Source organism: Nocardiopsis sp. NRRL B-16309 (genome assembly GCF_001279585.1).
GTDB lineage: Bacteria > Actinomycetota > Actinomycetes > Streptosporangiales > Streptosporangiaceae > Nocardiopsis.
The window spans coordinates 1-16,132 of the sequence record NZ_LGEC01000100.1 but is presented as its reverse complement, the minus strand read 5'-3'; the positions used below and the strand labels follow the sequence as shown (position 1 = coordinate 16,132).

12 protein-coding genes are annotated in these 16,132 nt (G+C 71.1%); 10 read left to right on the top strand and 2 right to left on the bottom strand.

Annotation, left to right across the window (positions count from 1 at the left end; translation table 11 throughout):
• Nucleotides 1–367: 367 nt before the first annotated feature.
• From ADL05_RS23115 to fabI, 7 genes are all read left to right on the top strand, one after another.
• Nucleotides 368–694, top strand: coding sequence for a MerR family transcriptional regulator (locus ADL05_RS23115; protein WP_053619107.1), 327 nt, complete (start codon nucleotides 368–370; stop codon nucleotides 692–694).
• A gap of 841 nt (nucleotides 695–1,535) precedes the next feature.
• Nucleotides 1,536–2,711: a thioester reductase domain-containing protein gene (locus tag ADL05_RS23110; protein WP_082376799.1), complete on the top strand. Its 1,176-nt coding sequence runs from the start codon at nucleotides 1,536–1,538 to the stop codon at nucleotides 2,709–2,711.
• An 11-nt stretch (nucleotides 2,712–2,722) separates the two neighbouring features.
• On the top strand, nucleotides 2,723–3,634 hold the full coding sequence (locus tag ADL05_RS23105) for an ACP S-malonyltransferase (RefSeq protein WP_053619105.1): 912 nt from the start codon (nucleotides 2,723–2,725) through the stop codon (nucleotides 3,632–3,634).
• Between the two features lie 18 nt (nucleotides 3,635–3,652).
• Nucleotides 3,653–3,901, top strand: a complete 249-nt coding sequence (locus ADL05_RS23100) for an acyl carrier protein (RefSeq protein WP_053619104.1) — start codon at nucleotides 3,653–3,655, stop codon at nucleotides 3,899–3,901.
• Between the two features lie 2 nt (nucleotides 3,902–3,903).
• A complete protein-coding gene (locus tag ADL05_RS23095) occupies nucleotides 3,904–4,923 on the top strand; it encodes a ketoacyl-ACP synthase III (protein ID WP_197285905.1) in 1,020 nt (339 codons plus the stop codon).
• An 11-nt stretch (nucleotides 4,924–4,934) separates the two neighbouring features.
• Complete coding sequence (gene fabG / locus ADL05_RS23090; RefSeq protein WP_053619103.1) at nucleotides 4,935–5,651, top strand: 3-oxoacyl-ACP reductase FabG; 717 nt, start codon at nucleotides 4,935–4,937, stop codon at nucleotides 5,649–5,651.
• Between the two features lie 109 nt (nucleotides 5,652–5,760).
• On the top strand, nucleotides 5,761–6,582 hold the full coding sequence (fabI, locus tag ADL05_RS23085; RefSeq protein WP_053619102.1) for an enoyl-ACP reductase FabI: 822 nt from the start codon (nucleotides 5,761–5,763) through the stop codon (nucleotides 6,580–6,582).
• Nucleotides 6,583–6,679: 97 nt separating this feature from the next.
• Here fabI and ADL05_RS23080 read toward each other — a convergent pair whose 3' ends face one another.
• The gene (locus ADL05_RS23080; RefSeq protein WP_082376797.1) at nucleotides 6,680–9,457 is read right to left on the bottom strand and encodes a cellulose binding domain-containing protein; all 2,778 of its coding nucleotides are present in this window, start codon (nucleotides 9,455–9,457) and stop codon (nucleotides 6,680–6,682) included.
• Between the two features lie 105 nt (nucleotides 9,458–9,562).
• Nucleotides 9,563–11,890 (bottom strand): glycoside hydrolase N-terminal domain-containing protein, encoded by a 2,328-nt coding sequence (locus ADL05_RS23075; protein ID WP_156365988.1) that lies wholly within the window; start codon nucleotides 11,888–11,890, stop codon nucleotides 9,563–9,565.
• An 84-nt stretch (nucleotides 11,891–11,974) separates the two neighbouring features.
• On the opposite strand from ADL05_RS23075, the gene ADL05_RS23070 reads away from it, so the two are divergent.
• From ADL05_RS23070 to ADL05_RS23060, 3 genes are all read left to right on the top strand, one after another.
• Nucleotides 11,975–13,975 (top strand): beta-galactosidase, encoded by a 2,001-nt coding sequence (locus tag ADL05_RS23070; RefSeq protein WP_053619101.1) that lies wholly within the window; start codon nucleotides 11,975–11,977, stop codon nucleotides 13,973–13,975.
• A 77-nt stretch (nucleotides 13,976–14,052) separates the two neighbouring features.
• Nucleotides 14,053–15,210 (top strand): xylose isomerase, encoded by a 1,158-nt coding sequence (xylA, locus tag ADL05_RS23065; RefSeq protein ID WP_053619100.1) that lies wholly within the window; start codon nucleotides 14,053–14,055, stop codon nucleotides 15,208–15,210.
• A 138-nt stretch (nucleotides 15,211–15,348) separates the two neighbouring features.
• A complete protein-coding gene (locus ADL05_RS23060) occupies nucleotides 15,349–15,918 on the top strand; it encodes a hemerythrin domain-containing protein (RefSeq protein WP_053619099.1) in 570 nt (189 codons plus the stop codon).
• The last annotated feature ends 214 nt before the right edge of the window (nucleotides 15,919–16,132 follow it).

Genomic DNA, 16,132 nt, shown 5'->3' with positions numbered 1-16,132 from the left:
CATCCCGCCAACACGGGGGACGCCGGAGCAGCAAAGAAGGACGCGGTAGGGCTCGACCGGCGTGCATCGCAGTACGACGTCGGGAGCCGGTAGCACCGCTAAGCAGGAATCGCATGAAGAGATCGAGAGGAGTAGATGCCATCAGGATCGCCCGGGCGTGGGCTTGTTCCGCTCGGGTACCGCAGGCCCCGGTTCGGAAGAAGGTGGTCCACGGTCTCACAACCGCGATCCCCGCGATCCCGTCCCAGCTTGACCTCGGGAAGCGGAAGACCGGCATCCGCCGGTAGGTGGTATTGAACTCTCGGGCCCCGGCGCCACTCGGCGCTGGGGCCCTCGACGTGCGTTCAGGAGAGAGAAAGAAGAGCGCTTGTCCCGTCACACAACCGGTGACCGGTTTGACGATGATGACTATCCCGCCTACACCATGGGCACCGCAGCGGACATGATCGGCTCGACGCCGGCCTTCCTGCGCGCCCTCGGCGACGCCAAGCTGATCGAGCCCCTGCGCTCGGAGGGCGGCCACCGCCGCTACTCCCGTTACCAGCTGCGCATCGCCTCCCGTGCCCGCGAACTCGTCGACGAGGGCACTCCGATCGAAGCCGCCTGCAAGATCATCATTCTCGAAGATCAGCTGGAGGAGGCCCTGCGCATCAACGAGGAGCTGCGGTCCACCGACCAACCCGAACAGAGCTGAGCCCCGGCCCAGCGCGATGGTGCCCGACGACCGACAGGCGGGCTCCGAGGCGTACGACGCCCTCGGAGCCCTGACCGACCCCTCAGAAGACGGGTACGGCAGCGGTCAGATCGATCACTCTGCAGGAAACCCTCTGGCTCCTTGACGGCCTCGCCGCCGACGGACGAGATGTCCGGGCCATGATTCCGGCACCTTCCCTCCCCGGCGCCGCAGGAGGGGAACGGTCCGCGCACACCATGCACACGAACCATGACCGATCGATGACCGGCGAGAACCGTCGTGTCCCCGCCTCCGACCGTGCGCGGGCTCGACAAACGATACGCGCGGGCACCTTCGTGGCCGCGTCCATGCTCCCGGACCAGCGGTGCGCGTGCCCGCCGTGCCCGCCGTGCCCGGAGAAGGCCATGCGGCTTTTTTCCAGAACACAAAACCCATGCCAGAGAGCAAGGCATATATCACATGTTCAGAGAGCTTGGGGCTCACTGATCGAATACTCTGGAAATAAATACATCCGATTGCGCCCGCCTTGAGGGCCCCTCCCTGTTTCGCTAGTTTCTCCAGTAACCCTTGGGACTCATGTTCCAACCTCGAAGACACAGGACGCTAGTCAAGAAGTCAGGGCGGGCTATCTTATCCGCGCTATTCTCAATCGCCTGCAATGACTCCGTTACTCACAGGAGCGGACGGGTATCCATGGAGTGAGATCGACTAAGGGATCGCTGGTTTCCCGCGAGGGGATGATCTGCGAAAAGTCAGTCAACCCAATGGTGCGATTTCTAGACCGATCCAAGATGCGCCACACCCCGAGGAGCTGATGATCCATATCGACATTGGAGGCTGAATGCCGCATCACGAGGAAGAGACCCAAGTTCCCGCATCGTCCCATGTGGAAGATGCCGAACTTCCATCTGATCTTGCCTTGCAGCGCGGCCGACCGGTCTCGGTATCTCCTCCGAAGAACATACTCCTGACCGGCGCCACCGGCTATCTCGGTGGATATCTGCTGGCCGAGCTACTCCGTACGACCAACGCGCGGATCCACTGCCTGATGCGCGGGCGTTCGGAGGCGGAAGGCCTTGCGGAACTGTATTCGGCGCTGGAGGCGCGCAGGGCCGGATTGCCTCCGCGCCATCGTCTGGACGTCGTCACGGGCAACTTCGCCAAGCCCCGATTCGGCCTTTCCGAAGAGGACTACGGCTCTCTCGCACAGACCGTTGACACGGTCTACCACTGCGGCGCGTGGGTCAATCTCGTCATCGACTACCCGTTCCTCAAGGGAAGCAACGTCGACGGAACGGCCGAGGTTCTGAGGTTCGCCCTCCACCGCCGAACGAAACCCTTGCACCACATCTCGACACTCGGAGTGGTGATGGCCGACTTCGCGCAAGGTGCGGGGAGCGTGCCGGAGCGCCCGGTGCCACCCCGCCCGCTACCCGTTGGCTACTACGAGAGCAAGTGGGCGTCCGAGCGACTGGTGGCGCGGGCTGGGGCACTCGGACTCCCGGTCAGCGTCTACCGTCCGGGAGCCGTCGTCAGCGACCGAGCTGGAGCGTATGTCAGTGCCTCGGACTGGCTCATGCAGATCACTCTGGCGAGCCTGCGCGTCGGCCTGACCCCCACACACGACTTCATGCTGCCGATCGCCTGCGCGGACTTCACCGCCGAGTGCATCGTCCTTCTTTCACGGGGCTCCGGTGGGGCGCACCGGGTGTTCCACGTGATCCATCCCGAACCGATGCCGCTGAACACGTATTTCGACATGGTGCGCTTCCATCGCCCGCGCCTCCGAGCGACCTCGTACGAGCACTGGTCGAACGAGGTACGGGCGCACTACGGCGACCGCTCCCCCATGGCCCGCCTGAGCGAGGCCGTCCCGCGGTTCCTGCCGAGCCCTCGCAACGGGGTCGCGACCCAGGCGACCAACGACCGGACCATGTCCGTCTGCGGAAGCGCGCTCACCGTACCGCCGCTCGACGCCGACTTCTTCGGTCGCATCGTCGACGCACTCGACAACTGAGAGGGGGAAAGATGGATTCGGTGCCCGCGGAGCGACGCGTCAGCGCCCTGATGTTCCCGGGCCAGGGCGTTCAGCGCCAAGGCATGGGGGAGGACCTCTTCGAGCGCTTCCCCCGCCTCGTCGACAGGGCGAACGACATCCTCGGATACTCCGTCCGGGACCTCTGCCTGTCCGATCCCGCGGGACGCCTGTCGGACTCTCGCTTCTCACAGCCGGCCATCTACGTGGTCAACGCCCTCGCCTACCGAGCCGAGGGCCTGCGGGGCGACGACTTCGATGTCCTGCTGGGCCACAGCCTGGGCGAATACAACGCGCTCGAGGCCGCTGGATACATCGGCTTCGAGGCCGGACTGGAACTGGTTCGGGCCCGGGCCGAGGCGACGGCTAAGTGTTCCGGAGCGATGCTCGCCGTGGTGGGCCTGGAACTCCGCCGCGTCCACGCGGTCCTGCGCCACGCCGGGCTGGACGAGGTCGAGACGGCGAACGTGAACAGCCGGTTCCAGACCGTGCTGGGCGGCCCCGACCTCGACATCGGGCACGCCCGCTCCGCGCTCGTCCGTGCGGGGGCCAGGATCGCCACCCGGCTGCCCGTCACAGGCGCCTACCACACGCGTCACATGGCGGCGGCCATCGCCCCGTTCAGCTCCGCGACCGCCGCCGCACCGTTCCGCCGGGGACACACACCGGTCGTCGCCAACCGGACTGCACGGCCGCACGACGCGTCGCTGGTCCGCCGCGACCTGGTCGACCACCTCACGTCCCCCGTCCTCTGGCAGCAGTCCGTCGAGTGGATCCTGGACACCCACGGCGATCCGGACCTGCCGAACGAGGGTGTCGACTTCCAGGAGGCCGGAGCGACACGCGTCCTGACCCGCCTGGTCTCACACATACGTCGGGACCGCGGGGCCCCTGACCATGACTGACCACGAAAGGAAGAGGACATGGGCACGTTCACCCTCAGCGACCTGAACCGTATCGTCAACGACTGCGAGGGCGTCGATCTGGACCTCATCGGACAGACGGACGAGACGCCTTTCTCGGAACTGGAGATCGATTCGCTGACGCTGGTCGAAGTGGCCGAACGGATCGCTTCCGAGTACCGGATTCCGGTCCCGCCGGAGGTCGTCGAGGACTTCCGTTCCCCCAGGACGACGGTCGACTACGTCAACCGCCACCTGGAGGGGAGGTAGAGGTGAGCACGGGTGAGAACCAGCGGACGGCCTCTCCCGTCATCCGGCGTCCCGCGGACGGCCGCCCGTGCGCCATCAGCGGGATCGGTGCCTACCGGCCCGGGAAGGTCGTCGGCAGCGGCGAGCTGGGCGACCGGCTCGGGTTGGCGCCCGGCTGGATCGAGCAGCGGACCGGCATCGCGTCCCGCCATGTCGCCGACGCCGGTGACTCGCTGGTCGGGATGGGTGCCACGGCGGCACGGCGGGCACTGGCCGCCGCCGGTGTCGACGCTTCCGACCTCGACTGCGTCGTGCTGGCCACCATGACGAACGTGCGGCAGATCCCCGCGCTCGCACCCGCGCTGGCCCGAGAACTGGGGGCCGGCGGAGCCGGTGCGTACGACGTCAACGCGGCCTGTGCCGGTTTCAGCATGGGACTGGCCAGTGCCATGGGCCATATCGCCTCGGGCAGCGCCACCCACGTGGTGGTCGTCGCCGCCGAACGAATGGTCGACGTCATCGACCCCGGCGACCGCGACACGGCGGTCATCTTCGCCGACGGAGCGGGCGCCGCCGTGGTGAGCGCTGCCGATGAGCCGGGCTTGGGTCCGGTCGCCTGGGGATCGGACGGGACCGGCGAGGAACTCTTCGTGCTGGCCCCCGCACCGAGTTCCGGAGAGCCGGCGCACCGCTGCGTGCGCATGGACGGACCGGAGTTGGCCCGGTGGTTCGGAGCGAACATGGCACCGATCGCCCGACGCGCCCTGTCGTTGGCGGATCTGACGTGGGACGAGATCAGCGCCTTCGTGCCCCACCAGGCCAACGACCGGCTCACCAAGAGATTCGTCGGCGAACTGGACGTGCCCGGACACGTGACCGTCGCCCGCTCCATCAGAACGGACGCCAACACGTCAGCCGCCTCGATCCCCCTGGCAGTGGACGACCTCCTCTCATCCGGCCGTGTCCGGTCGGGCGACCTGGCGCTCTTCCTCGGTTTCGGGGTGGGCATCACCTGGGCCGCCCAGGTCGTGCGCCTGCCGTAGTAGGAGACACCATGGCCGTTCGGCACAGCAGGTCCGCTCTCGTCACCGGGGGCGTACGCGGCATCGGACTCGCGGTCGCCCACGCCCTGCGCGCGTCGGTGCACCGCGTAGCGGTCACCCACCGCGGCGACCCGCCCGCCACCGGCATGATGGCCGTCGCGTGCGACGTCAACGATCCGGAACACGTCGACACCGCGTTCCAGAGGGTCGAACGGGCCCACGGGCCGGTCGAGATACTGGTCGCCAACGCGGGGATCCGCCGTGACCGGCTCCTCGCACAGATGACCCCACAGGACTTCGCCGACGTGATCGACACCGACCTGACCGGCGTCTTCCACACCGTGCGTCGGGCTCTGCCCGCCATGCTGCGGTCCGGCCACGGCCGGATCGTGCTGGTGTCCTCCGCCATCGCCCTCACCGGTGGTGCGGGCCAGACCAACTACGCGGCCGCCAAGGCAGGCCTGATCGGCATGGCCCGGTCCCTGACCCGGGAACTCGGCCCACGGGACATCACCGTCAACGTGGTCGCTCCCGGGCTCGTACGCACGTCGATGACCGAAGAGCTCTCGAAGAGCCAGCGCGACCGACTGCTCGCACGCACACCACAGAGGCGCCTCGTCGAAACCGGGGAGGTCGCCAACGCGGTGGCCTTCCTCACCTCGGAGCAGGCGGGCGCCATCACCGGCGCCGTCCTCCCGGTGGACGGAGGGTTCGGGATGGGTCACTGAGCCGGTCGTGTGGACGGGCGTCGCACGGGCACCGGGAGAGGTCCCGGCTCAGGGCTTCCAGGCCGGATGCCGCGGACGCAAGCCCCACATACGAAGGAGAGTCGGTGCCATGGGCATCCTCGAAGGCAGAACCCTGCTCATCACGGGGGTGGTCTCCTCCTCATCCATCGCGTTCCACGTCGCCCGGATCGCCCAGGAAGAGGGAGCCCGCGTCGTGCTGACCGCGTACGGCCGACGCGGTCTGATCGAAAGGATGGCGGAGAGCCTCCCCCGGGCCGCGCCGGTCGTCGACCTCGACGTCACCTCCCCCAGGGACCTCGGCGACCTGGTGCCGCGTCTGAACGACCACATCGACGGCCTGGACGGTGTCCTGCACTCGATCGCCTACGCGCCCCCACGCGCCCTGGGAGGAGATCTCCTGCGTGGACGCTGGGAGGACGCCGCGACCGCGCTGCGCGTCTCGGCGTTCTCCTTCGCGGCGCTGTCAGAAGCGGTCCTGCCGCTGATGAACGAACGCGGTTCCATCGTGGGCCTGGACTTCGACGCCTCCGTCGCCTGGCCCCACTACAACTGGATGGGAGTGTCCAAGGCGGCGCTGGAGTCCTGTTCCCGCTACATGGCCCGTGACTTGGGCCCCCGGGGTATCCGGGTCAACCTGGTCGCCGCGGGCCCCGTCCGGACTCTGGCCGCCTCGGGTGTACCAGGCTTCCCACAACTGGAGTCCGCCTTCGCCGAGCGGGCGCCCCTGGGCTGGTGTTCATCGGATCCCGACCCCGTGGCCCGCACCTGCGTCGCCCTGTTCTCGTCCTGGCTGCCGGCGACGACCGGCGAGATCGTGCACGCCGACGGAGGTGCGCACGCGCAGGGGCTCGGTCCACACGTGCCCGACGGTGCCGTGGAACCGAGGGATTCGCCGCCTGCCGGCCGGTAGGTTCGGCGTCCCTGTACCTGGAGGCCGACGGGGCGGGGCCCCGAGGTCAGCAATGTCCTCAGGGCCCCGGTCGATCCCTCCGTGGAGGGAGGTCAGGTCAGTCGCACGCCTGCCCGTTCAACGCGAACTCCTCCGGCGTACTCGGAGTGGCGTCGGTGGCGCCGTTGAAGCCGACCGTCACCGAGTCCCCCGGTTCGATCCGGGCGTTCCACCCGGCGTCGGTGACCGTGACGGTACTCGCGTCCTGTTCGTGGCTGCCGCCCCACAGGCTCGAGACGCGCTCGCCCGCGGTGAAGTCCCAGGCCAGTTCCCAGCCGTCGACGGTCTCGTCCCCGGTGTTGGTGACCACCACGTCGGCGCCGAACCCGCCCGACCAGGAGCCGTTGACCGTGTACTCGACGTCGCACGCTCCCGGGTCCGGTGAGGGGTCATCGGAGGGGCTGGGCGAGGGGTCGGGGTCGTCGGTGGGCGAGGGAGACGGGTCCGGATCGGGGTCCGGGTCCCCTCCACCGTCGGTGAGGTCGCCGTAGATGATCCCTCGGCCGTTGGTCCCGATGTAGACCCGTCCGTACACGTCCGGGTCGCCCGTGACGACCGATCCGGTCCAGCCCCACTGGTGCTGGTCGTCGTTGATCCGCGTCCAGCTCTCCCCCGCGTCGTCGGAGCGGAAGATCCCGCGCACTCCGTCGATCCGGGAGCTGGTGTAGACGGCCGGGTAGTCCTCGCCGGGCGCCGGTGCGCCGAAGCCCACGGCGTCGCCCTCGTCCACGGCCTCGATCCGTTCGAACGCGGCGCCCGCGTCGGTGGAGCGCCACAGGCCGTAGTCGCCGTCCGCCTCACCGCCCGCGACCCACACGTCGCCGGAGTGCCCGGGGACCGCGCCGAAGCGGACGTCGCCCTCGGCCGGCAGGCTCGTGTCGGCGGAGGCGGTGAAGGTCGCGCCGCCGTCGGTGCTGGTGTAGAAGGTGCCGCCGGCGACCGCGTAGAACACGTCCGGGTCGACCCGGTCGGCCTCCACCCGCGCTCCCGCTGGCACGCCGGTGGACGCGGTCCAGGAGGAACCGGTGGTCGTGGACACGTGTACGCCCGCGCCCTCCGCGCTCCACACGATCGCGGAACCGTCCGCGCCCACCGCGACCGTGCCGCCGCCGGTGACCCCGGCGGGCTCCTGCCCGGCCCACCAGTTCTGGCCGCCGTCCGTGGACACGCCGATGTGCGAGGTGGCGTCGTCCTCGGCGTTGCCGACGCGCACGACCGTGTCGGGCGCCAGTTCGGCGAAGTCCACTCCGGTGCCGTTGCCCCAGTAGGGGTCCTGGTGCATCTCGTCCGGGACGGTGTCCAGGTCCTCGTGGACGAAGCCGCCGATGTCGCCCATGACCGAGACGAGCGGCCCGCCGGGCAGGGCGGCGAGGTCGTGGATGGAGGTCTCCTCCAGCCCGTGTACCTTCACCTCGATGTCGACGGTGGTGTCGCTGTCCCAGTTCGTCAGGTTGTCGCTGCCGTAGATGGTGGCGCCGGTGCCGTACATGAACCGGTCGGAGTCGAAGGGGTCGATGGCCATGCCCTGGCTCATCCAGCCCAGTTTGGGCTGGGTCTCGGGTGCTTCGCCGGGACCGCCGAAGTCGAGCCAGGGCGCGGTGGAGATGTCCATCTCGTACCGCGTCTCGCGCTCGGGGTAGTTGCCCCAGTCCCAGGCCTGCGTCCAGGTCTCGCCGCGGTCGGTGCTGCGGAAGATCTGGTTGTCCGGCCACCAGGAGATCTGCGAGGTGACCATGAGGGTGTCCGGGTCCTGGCGGTCGATGGTGAGCCCGCCGTAGCCGAAGGCGCTGTCCTCGGAGGTCGAGGGGACGGGGCTGATGTTCGCCCACTCCTCGGTCTCGGTGTCGAAGCGCCAGACGTCGCCGGACGCGCCGTTGTAGGGGCCCGGAGTGTCGGTGGTGGCGAGGTAGAGCTGTCCGCCCTCGTGGTCCAGGACCGCGTGCGCGGGCAGGTGTCCGGTCGGGGCGCCCTCCAGCGGCTCCCAGCTCTGGCCGCCGTCCTGGCTGCGGTAGACGGGGTCGTCCAGGTCTCCGACGCCGACGTACACGTCCTGCGTCACCGAGCCGTCGGAGCCGGTGCGCCGGTCGAACTCGACCCAGGTCACGCCGGTGATGTCGGTGTGGACGTCCCACTCGTCGTCGGGGTCCTCGACGTAGTCGCCCGGGTTGGGGAACTCCTCCACCTCGGCCCAGGTCTGACCGAAGTCGGTGCTGCGCCACAGGCCGTGGCCGCCCCGGGCCCCGAAGTAGACGACGCTGTTGTCGTTGGGGTCCACGGCCAGCCGCTCACCGAGGCCGCGGCCGGGCATGTTGCCGCCGAGCTTGAAGGGCAGCTCGGTGACCTCCCAGGTCTCCCCGCGGTCGTCGGAGCGCAGGATGGCGCCGTTGTTCGGGTCCCAGTCGTTGGTGTAGGTCCCGGCGGCGGCGTAGACGCGGTCGGGGTCGACGGGGTCGGTGGCCAGGCTGACGATGCCCGTCCATCCCCAGTCGTCCCAGCCGATCCAGTCGAGCAGGGGGTCCCAGCGCTCAGTGGAGGGGTCCCAGCGGTAGGCGCCGCCGATGTCGGTGCGGGCGTAGACCAGGTCCTGTTCGGACTCGTTGAAGATGATGTTCGGGACGTAGCCGCCGCCGGCGATCTGGACGTTGTCCCAGGTGTAGCCGCCTTCCTGGGCGGCGGCGGGGTCGGGTGCGGAGTGGACGGCGGCGGTGCCCGTCGCGGTGAGCGCGACCGCGGCGGCGACCGTCAGGAGGGTGCGGCCGGGGCGCGGCCGGGGCCGCGCGGGTGCGGGATGTTCCGGAGACGGGGGGTGTGGGGGATGTGCGGGGTGTGGAGACATGACGGACTCCAGGGGTGGGGGTAGACCCGCCTCCGCCGGCATGCGACGGAGACGGGCGCGAAGTCCCCATTAGTTTGATCAGCCAACTAACGGAGAGCAAGGGGGTCAACCCAGAATTTTCGAAGCGCTTCGACGATCGGGCTCGGAGCGCAGGCCGAAGCGCACGGTGACCGGGTGGTGCGGACCGGTCCGCACCTGGCGGGACGCGCCGTCGGGCAGGCCGATCCGCACGCTCCGGGGCTCCACGGACCGCAGCAGCGCGGTTCCGGTTCCGCTCCCCCACTCCAGGCGGTCGACGATGACGCCGCCGCGCGCCCGCAGGCCGTCGACCCGGCCCGTGGGCCAGGCGCGCGGGAGCGCGGGCAGCAGGTCCACCCGTCCCTCGGACGACCGGACGAGCATCGCGGCGACGACCGCCGGGAAGCCGCCGCCGATGTCGACGTTGAACAGCGCGCCCCGGTTGTGGGTGGGGACCAGGGTCGGCCGCCAGTACCGGGTCGCCAGGAGCGCGAGCGTCTCGTGCGCCTCCTCGGCCAGGCCGAGCCGGGCCGCGGCCAGGCCCAGTTGGACCAGGCCGAACGCCATCTCGTCGGACTCCTGGCCGCGCCACCAGGAGAGCCGGGCGCGGACGGCGCGGACGGCGGCGGCGCGCAGGCGGGGGTCGGCGAAGGCGGGGTCGGGTTCGTACCAGAGCGGGAACAGGTGGGAGGCGTGCCGGTGGGCGTGCTGGTCGCGCTGTTCCACGGGCCCGGCGGGGCTCGCCCACTCGGCGAGTTCGCCGGTGCCGGAGACGCGGTAGCCGGGCACGCGGGCGGCCAGGCGCAGCCAGCGGCGGGTGCCGGGCAGCCGGAGTTCTCGGTGGGCGCGCACGAGGTTGCGGGTGAGGTCGCGTACGGCGGCGATGTCGAGGGTGGCGTTGACGGCGGCCTGGCCGTCGCCGTCCGCCGGGGTGTTCTCCGGCGAGTAGGAGGGCACGAAGCCGTCGTCGGTGAGGAAGTCCTCGTGGAACTCCGCGGCGGCGGTGAGGAAGGGCAGTGCCCGGTCGCGCAGGAAGGCGCGGTCGCGGGTGTGGGAGAAGTGGTCCCAGTACAGCCGCGCCATCCAGGCCGCTCCGGATGTCCAGCAGGTGAGGCACCACTCGGGGCCGAAGTGGTGGTGCCGTCCGCTGGTGGAGGCGTGCGCCGGCAGGAGCAGGCCCCGGCAGCCGTAGAGGCGGCGCGCGTTCTCGGCGAGGTCGGGGAGCATGCCGTCGAGGAGGTCGAAGAGGCCGAGCATGAGCTCGGGCGTGCCGGTGGTGTGCAGGGCGGCCAAGGCGGAGGGCAGGTTGCCGTCGAAGGTGTAGCCGGAGCGCCACGGGGGGTCGTAGGTGCCGCTCCAGACCCCCTGGAGGGTGGGCGGAAGGTCGCCGCAACTGGACACGATCGCGTAGCGCCCGGCGCCGACCAGGCGAGAGACCAGCTCGGGCGTCGCTCCGGAGGCCAGGAGTTCCTCCCCCGTCACTTCCGCCGCCGGACCCGCACTGTCGGCTCCCCCGCAGCCGTCCTGTCCCGGCCCCCCGAGATCGAGGCGGAAGCGGCCCATCAGCTCGCCGTGGACCTCCCGGTGGCGGGCCAGGTGCTCGTCGAAACCGGTGACCGGCGGCTCCGCCGACTCGACCGGGGGCGGCTCGGTCTCCCCCGGGACGCCCACCCGGACCCGGGCCACCACCAGCAGGCGCGTGACACCGCGCACCCGCAGGCCGCCCGGCGTCGCGTCGATCCGACCGCCCTCCGCGCCGACCTCGCACGTCACCGCGTACCCCGGCAGGGTGCCGGTCGGTCGTTCGGGGAAGCCCACGCGCAGGGCGAACCGGTCTGTCCGGATCTCGGAGTCCACGTTGACCGGAACCGGCGGCTCCGCGTCCGGGAGTCCGAGCCGCAGCAGCCCGTCCAGCCCGTCGCTCCCCGGCCGGGTGAGCTCGGCGACCACGGCGCCGCCCGCGTCGGGAGCACGCGAGGCGAACACCCGGTGAACCGTGCCGTCCGGCAGGTGCTCGGTGACCACGCCCGAGCCGAAGTCGCAGCGGCGCGGCACCGGCCCCGCCCCGGGTTCGGTCGGCGCGAAGGCCAGGACGGCCGCGCCCACCAGCGGATCGATCCACCGGGTCTCCGCGTAGCCCGGGTCCTCGGCGGCGGCGAAGGCGGTGATCCGCTCGGCCGCCTCCCTGGACCGGCCCCGCCGCAGCAGGGACCGCACTTCGGGCAGGATCCGCGCGGTCTCCGGGGCGGGCAGGGACGCGTCGACCGGCAGGAACAGCCGTTCGTGGGAGAGCGTGAGCGCGGTCGTTTCGGCGGTGGCGTGGACGAGCGCGCCCACCCGGCCGTTCCCGGTGACCAGCGCGTCCTCCCAGTCACGGACGGGATGGCGGGTGAGGAGGCTCGGAATGTCGGCCATCGGGGCTCCAGGGGTGAGGGGTGCCCGTGCGGGCGGTCACTGGCCATACTTAGTTGTCTTTCTCCCCCAATCAAGGAGTCCCGCATGCCCGCTCCACTCTGGTTCGGCGGCGACTACAACCCGGAGCAGTGGCCCGAGGCGGTCCAGGTCGAGGACGTCGAGCTCATGCGCGCGGCCGGGGTCACCCTGGCCACCGTCGGCGTCTTCTCCTGGGCGCTGCTGGAACCGGCGGAGGGCGAGTACCGGTTCGCGTGGCTGGACCGCGTCCTGGACCGGCTGCACGGCGCCGGGATCGCGGTCGCCCTGGCCACGCCGACCGCGTCCCCGCCGCCCTGGTTCGGACTCGCCCACCCCGACGCCATGCCCGTGACGGCCGACGGAACGCGGCTCACGCACGGCAGCCGCGACACCTACGACGTGTGCGCCCCGGCCTACCGGGAGGCGTCGGTGCGCGTGGCCACCGCCCTGGCCGAGCGCTACGCCCGCCACCCGGCGCTGGCCATGTGGCACGTGCACAACGAGTACGGCTCCTGGACCCACTCCGAGCACGCCGCCCGCGCGTTCCGCGACTGGCTGCGCCGCCGCCACGACGACCTGGACACGCTCAACCGGGCGTGGACGACCTCCTTCTGGAGCCAGACCTACACGGACTGGGAGCAGGTCCAGCCGCCGCGCGCCACCCAGTACCGGCCCAACCCGGCGCACGTACTGGATTTCCGGCGGTTCCTGTCGGACGAGATGCTCGACCACTTCCTGGATCAGGCGGACGTCCTGCGCCGGGCCCGGCCGGAGGTGCCGGTGACCACCAACTTCGCCTTCGGCGACTGGGTGCCGGTCGACCCCTGGCGGTGGGCGGAGCACGTGGACCTCATCGCGGTGGACGACTACCCGGACCGGACGGGGACCGAGGGCGCCGAGCAGACCGCGTTCGCGGGCGATCTGGCCCGTTCGTTCGCCACCCGCGTGCGCGGACCGGGACGCCCGTGGCTGCTGATGGAGCAGGCGGCGGGTGTGGCGTACACGGGGGAGATCACCCGCCCCAAGCCGCCCGGTGAGATCGCGCGGCACAGCATGACGCACGTGGCGCGCGGCTCCCAGGGGGCGATGTTCTTCCAGTGGCGGGCCTCGCGGGGCGGCGCGGAGCAGTGGCACTCGGGGATGGTGCCGCACGCCGGTCCGGACTCGCGGATCTTCCGGGAGGTGTGCGAGCTGGGCGGCGTGCTGAGCCGGGTCTCCGAGGCGCGCGAGTCCGACGTGGTCGCCGACGCGGCGGTGACGTGGGACCCCGAGTGCTGGTGGGCCCTGGGCAGTCCGTCGCTGCCCGCCCGGACGGACTACCTGGAGGCGGTGCGCCAGGTGCACCGCGTGCTGTGGCGGTCGGGCCGAACGGTGGACTTCGTCCGCCCCGACCGGCCGCTGCCCCCGGTGCCGCTGCTGGTCGTCCCCGCCCTGTACCTGGTGTCGGACGAGGCGGCGCGCCGGCTGGCCGACTTCACCGCGGGCGGCGGCACACTCGTGGTGACCTACCTCAGCGGGGTGGCCGACCCGGACTCCACGGTGCGCGTGGGCGGGTACCCGGGCGCGCTGCGCGACCTGCTCGGGGTGCGGGTGGAGGAGTTCCACCCGCTGTTCCCCGGGGAGACGGCCGCGCTGGACCTGGGGTCGGTCCGCGAGGAGGTCACGCAGTGGAGCGAGCACGTCCACCTGGAGGGCGCCGACGCGGTGGCCCGGTACGCGGGCGGGCGGCTGGACGGCGAACCGGCGGTGACGCGCCACCGGTACGGCGCCGGAGAGGCCTGGTACGTGTCGGCGCGGCTGACCGACCGGGGGCTGGGCAGCCTGATCGCCGAGGCGGCGGGCACGGGGCCGTTCCCGGAGCCGGAACTGGACGTGGTGCGGCGGGTCGGCGACGGGGGCGTGTGGGTGTTCGTCACCAACCACGGCGCGGGGCCGCGGCGGATCGACCCCGTCCGGCTGGGCCTGGACTCCGAGGCGCACGACCTGGTCACCGGGCGTGCCGCCGACGGCCTGGTGGTGCCGGGAGGGGGTTTCGCGGTGCTGCGGGGACACGCCCCGGCTAATTAGTTGTTCCACTAGACAAACTAAGCGCCCTCTGGGCAGACTGAGCGGGCCGACTGATCCCGCCACTCCTGGAGAGACGCATGAACGACTTCCGCCCGGTGCCCGAGGACAAGTTCACCTTCGGTCTGTGGACCGTGGGCTGGCGCGGGGTCAACACGTTCGGTGACCCGGTCCGGCCGCCGCTGGACGGCGCCGACGCCGTCCGGCGGCTGGCCGACCTGGGCGCCCACGGGATCACCTTCCACGACGACGACCTCATCCCGCCCGGCAGTTCCGACGCCGACCGGGAGGCGATCCTCAAGCGCTTCCGCGGCGCGCTGGAGGAGACCGGCCTGGCCGTCCCCATGGTCACCACCAACCTCTTCACCCACCCCGTGTTCCGGGACGGCGGCTTCACCTCCAACAGCCGCGACGTGCGCCGGTACGCGCTGCGCAAGGTCATCCGCAACATCGACCTCGCGGTGTCCATGGGTGCCACCACCTACGTGTGCTGGGGCGGCCAGGACGGCGCGGAGACCGAGGCGGGCAAGAACGACGCCGCGGCGCTGGACCGGCTGCGCGAGGCCTTCGACCTGCTGTGCGGCTACGTGCGGGAGCAGGGCTACGACCTGCGGTTCGCCATCGAGCCCAAGCCCAACGAGCCGCGCGGAGACGTGCTGCTGCCGACCGTGGGCCACGCCCTGGCCTTCATCAACGAGCTGGAGCACCCCGAGATGGTGGGGGTCAACCCGGAGGTCGGGCACGAGCAGATGGCCGGGCTGAACTTCGCGCACGGTGTCGCCCAGGCGCTGTGGGCGGGCAAGCTCTTCCACATCGACCTCAACGGGCAGCGCGGCGTCAAGTACGACCAGGACCTGCGGTTCGGCGCGGGCGACGTGAAGGAGGCGTTCTTCCTCGTCGACCTGCTGGAGAGCGCGGGCTACGACGGGCCCCGCCACTTCGACTTCAAGCCGCCGCGGACCGAGGACATGAGCGGCGTGTGGGAGTCCGCGCGGGCGTGCATGCGCAACTACCTCATCCTGCGGGAGAAGGCCCGGGCCTTCCGCGCCGACCCGGAGGTGGCCGCCGCGCTGGAGGCCGCCCGCGTGCCGGAGCTGTCCCGGCCCACGCTCGCCGAGGGCGAGAGCGTCGCGGACCTGCTCACCGAGGAGATCGACCTGGTGGAGGTCGGTGAGCGCGGCTACCACTTCGAGAAGCTGGACCAGCTCGCCCTGGAGCACCTCTTCGGCGTCCGGTAGCCGCCGAGGGGCCGTCCCCGTCCCCGTCGGCCGACGGGGACGGGGACGGGGACGGTCAAGGGTTGGGAAACCGGTGTCTGGTCACCCGGCCCCTGGGTAGTGGCGGTGGTCCCAGCCCTTGTGAAACCGGAGGAGACCATGGCCGAGGACGCCATCACCCTGATCACCCGTGACCACCGCGAGATGGAGCGGCTGTTCGACCGGCTGGAGACCGAGCGCGACCAGAGGCCGCGGCTGCTGGACGAGGTCGAGGCCATGCTCATCGCGCACAGCCGCGCCGAGGAGGACGAGGTCTACCCCGTCGTCGTCCGCACGACCGGCGAGGTGCCCCAGGTCCGCCACAGCGCGGAGGAGCACCAGGAGGCCGAGGAACTGCTCGGCCGGCTGCGCGACTGCGAACCGGACAGCGACACCTTCGACGAGCGCCTGCGGGAGTTCGTCGACGCGGTCAAGCACCACGTCGAGGAGGAGGAGAGCGAGATCCTCCCCGCGCTGAAGCGGGCGGTCGGCCAGAAGCGCGTCACCGAGCTGGGGACGGCCTTCAGCCGCCGACGCGCGGAGGAGCTGGAGCTGTTCGACCCCGCCTCGGCGAAGATCCCCAAGCAGCGGCTCTACGAGCAGGCCCGGCACCTGGACGTGCCGAACCGCTCCAAGATGAGCAAGGAGGAGCTGGCCGAGGCCGTCCAGGAGGCGGCCAAGCAGCACTGACGCGTACGAGGCCGGACCGGGCGGCGCGGCCCTTGGCGGCGCCGCCCGGCGGTGCGCGGGCTGGACCCGGCGCGGGCTGGACCCGGCGCGGGGTGGCCCCGGCGGGGGGTGGCCCCGGCGGGGGCCGCCCGCCTCACGCTCCGACCGGATCCACGACGGGGGACGTGTCCGGGACGGCTACGGGTACGGGGTGTCAGGGAACGGGAACTGAGGC

What these genes read in the sequence shown, in the direction of transcription:
- xylA (WP_053619100.1), top strand. Translation starts at nt 14,053, where the DNA reads ATGAACGACTTCCGCCCGGTGCCCGAGGACAAGTTCACCTTCGGTCTG.
- ADL05_RS23110 (WP_082376799.1), top strand. Translation starts at nt 1,536, where the DNA reads ATGCCGCATCACGAGGAAGAGACCCAAGTTCCCGCATCGTCCCATGTG.
- ADL05_RS23060 (WP_053619099.1), top strand. Translation starts at nt 15,349, where the DNA reads ATGGCCGAGGACGCCATCACCCTGATCACCCGTGACCACCGCGAGATG.
- ADL05_RS23105 (WP_053619105.1), top strand. Translation starts at nt 2,723, where the DNA reads ATGGATTCGGTGCCCGCGGAGCGACGCGTCAGCGCCCTGATGTTCCCG.
- ADL05_RS23080 (WP_082376797.1), bottom strand. Translation starts at nt 9,457, where the DNA reads ATGTCTCCACACCCCGCACATCCCCCACACCCCCCGTCTCCGGAACAT.
- ADL05_RS23075 (WP_156365988.1), bottom strand. Translation starts at nt 11,890, where the DNA reads ATGGCCGACATTCCGAGCCTCCTCACCCGCCATCCCGTCCGTGACTGG.
- fabG (WP_053619103.1), top strand. Translation starts at nt 4,935, where the DNA reads ATGGCCGTTCGGCACAGCAGGTCCGCTCTCGTCACCGGGGGCGTACGC.
- ADL05_RS23100 (WP_053619104.1), top strand. Translation starts at nt 3,653, where the DNA reads ATGGGCACGTTCACCCTCAGCGACCTGAACCGTATCGTCAACGACTGC.
- ADL05_RS23070 (WP_053619101.1), top strand. Translation starts at nt 11,975, where the DNA reads ATGCCCGCTCCACTCTGGTTCGGCGGCGACTACAACCCGGAGCAGTGG.
- fabI (WP_053619102.1), top strand. Translation starts at nt 5,761, where the DNA reads ATGGGCATCCTCGAAGGCAGAACCCTGCTCATCACGGGGGTGGTCTCC.